Here is a 1,599-nt window from a genome sequence, read left to right as displayed (position 1 = left end):
TCCGGAATACTGTTCCTCAAAATTTGCCCGTTGCCCCATGGCTCCATTTCCAATACTAAAGAGGCTCTCGGAAGATTTTACGTTCTCCCTTTTAAATCCCTCTTCAATTATAGACCATTCGTCTGCTATGATATATTCTTTATTCATATTATAATGCGTTTAAATCGTTTTCTAAGAATTTATTAAAATAGGCAAATAAGTATAATTTGCAGGATAAATACTTTAATTTTTACTCTTAAGTAACAAAATTAAATCATTTAAAAACCCAAGATCTATTTCAGTGAAGTTGTTAAAACCATGGTCGGCATCAGACAAAATTTTCACGTCTCCAATCCCTATACTCTCCATGCCGGCTGTATTTGCAGCTTCTATTCCGGCAAGTGCATCCTCAAAAACTACACAATTTACTGGTTCTACACCCATTTTTTTTGCAGCAATCAAAAAGACCTCAGGATCAGGTTTAGCTTTGGTTACCTGAGTTCCATCTACAATAGCATCAAAATAGGACATTAGTTCAACTTTTTTTAAAATGGAAACTGCATTCTTACTTGCAGAACCAAGTGCCATTGGAATTCCTTTCTCTTTAAGGTATCCTAAGACTTTGGTCACATCTGGAAGTATTTCACTTTCGTCCATATTGGAAATATATTTTAAATAATCCTCGTTTTTTTCTTCTAACCAAGCATCAAACTGCACTTGAGAAACGGAAATATTTCCCATTTCCAATAAAAGTTCGAGGCATCTTTTACGGCTAACCCCTTTGAATTTCTCATTGTCCTCCTCGGTAAAATCTATACCCAGTTCATCGGCTAAATTTTTCCAGGCCAGATAGTGGTATTTCGCAGTATCAACAATTACTCCGTCCAAATCGAATATGAATCCGGTTTTTTTCATTTTACTATATATGTATAATTAGTTAATTGTTGATTCTCTTTCAATCAGCGTTGCTTCTATAACTTCAGTCCTAAAAGTCTCTTCTTCTAATTCTTTTTCATCACCTCTTTCTATCTTTTCAATAAGCATTCTAGCAGCAATTTCACCCATTCGTTCTCCATGTTGGGCAACCGATGTAAGTGAAGGCGTAGCCAATTTAGACAGAATACCATCTGTAAAACCTATAAAAGCTACGTCTTCCGGTATTCTTATTCCATTTTTCTGTGCTGTCCTCATAGATCTAACCGCAAAAATTTCATTAACACATAAGACAGCATCCATTTTGTTTGCTGAAAAGAAGGCGTCGCTCTTTGTTTCTTCTTCGAATTGATAAGGCAAACGTAAAATTAAACTTTCATCGAGCTCAAGGTTGTTGTCTTTGAGAGCCTTATAATAACCCTGAGCCCTTTTTTCGCTTACGTTCAAATAACTTTCTGTTGTAACGAGTGCTATTCGTTTTCTGCCATTATCTATAAGTTTTTGTACCGCCATATAAGCAGCATCAAAGTCGTTAATAACTACCTTGTCACAAATCACCTCATCCGTAACCCTGTCGAAAAGGACAAGAGGCATACCCTGATTAATAATTTCCTTTAAATGATTGAAATCATTTTTTTGCTGTGTTTCTGCCGATAGAGCCATAATGAAGCCATCAATACTGCCATT

Annotated in this window: 3 protein-coding genes; all 3 read right to left on the bottom strand. The window is 35.8% G+C overall.

The window, feature by feature from the left end; all coding sequences use genetic code 11:
- Positions 1-147 (bottom strand): hypothetical protein (locus WBN20_RS08685; RefSeq protein ID WP_424281397.1); only part of this gene is annotated, 147 nt, incomplete at its 3' end.
- A gap of 75 nt (positions 148-222) precedes the next feature.
- Positions 223-894, bottom strand: coding sequence for a beta-phosphoglucomutase (gene pgmB / locus WBN20_RS08680; protein WP_424281396.1), 672 nt, complete (start codon positions 892-894; stop codon positions 223-225).
- 18 nt (positions 895-912) lie between these two features.
- Positions 913-1,599 (bottom strand): LacI family DNA-binding transcriptional regulator (locus WBN20_RS08675; RefSeq protein WP_424281395.1); only part of this gene is annotated, 687 nt, incomplete at its 5' end.

The sequence above is a fragment of the Eudoraea sp. genome (genome assembly GCF_049665975.1).
Lineage (GTDB): Bacteria > Bacteroidota > Bacteroidia > Flavobacteriales > Flavobacteriaceae > Eudoraea.
This window is presented reverse-complemented; position numbering and strand designations above follow the sequence as displayed.